This window comes from Dankookia rubra, from assembly GCF_004355005.1.
In the GTDB taxonomy this organism is placed as follows: domain Bacteria; phylum Pseudomonadota; class Alphaproteobacteria; order Acetobacterales; family Acetobacteraceae; genus Paracraurococcus; species Paracraurococcus ruber_A.
This window is the reverse complement of record NZ_SMSJ01000336.1, coordinates 1-585: the sequence shown is the minus strand read 5'-3', so window position 1 is coordinate 585 and position 585 is coordinate 1. Positions and strand designations below refer to the sequence as shown.

The following is a 585-nucleotide window of genomic DNA, read 5'->3' as shown; positions in this document are numbered from 1 at the left end:
GCCGCTTCAGTGGCCGTCCGGGCGGCGGCGAGCCGCGCCTCGGCGGCGCGCAGCCGGTTGCGCTGCTGCAGCCGGACCGCGCCCGGATTGGGCGCATCGGCCCGCGCGGTATGGCCGTCCCAGCGCCAGACCGCGCCGTCGCGCGCCACCACGGCCTGGCCGGGGGCGAGCGCCGGCTGCAGCGCGGCGCCGTCGCCGCCTTCCGGCAGCAGCCCGACCTGGGTCAGCGCCCGGGCCAGCGCCGGCGGCGCCTGCACCAGGGCGGCCAGCGGCTGCAGCGCGGCGGGCAGGGCGGGCGGCGCGGCGAAGGGCGGCAGGGCGCGCCAGTGGCGGGCTGCGGCGGGATCGGCCGGACTCTCCAGTGCCTCTCCCAGCGCGGCGCCGAGCGCGGCTTCCAGCCCGGCCGGCACAGCGACCGAGTCCAGGATCGGCGGCGCGGCGCTGCCGGACGTCTCGCCGGCGGCCAGGGTCTCGCCCAAGGCCTGCACCTCGGCAGCGGCGCGGGCTGCGGCGCCCTCGGCCTCGGCGGCGGCGGCGCGGGCGGCGCCGTGGTCGGCCGCGGCAGCGGTGCGGGCGGCTTCGGCC

Annotated in this window: 1 pseudogene; it reads right to left on the bottom strand. The window is 82.9% G+C overall.

What is annotated here, in order from left to right:
* Positions 1-585, bottom strand: a pseudogene (locus E2C06_RS38380) (chromosome segregation protein SMC); the annotation flags it as partial.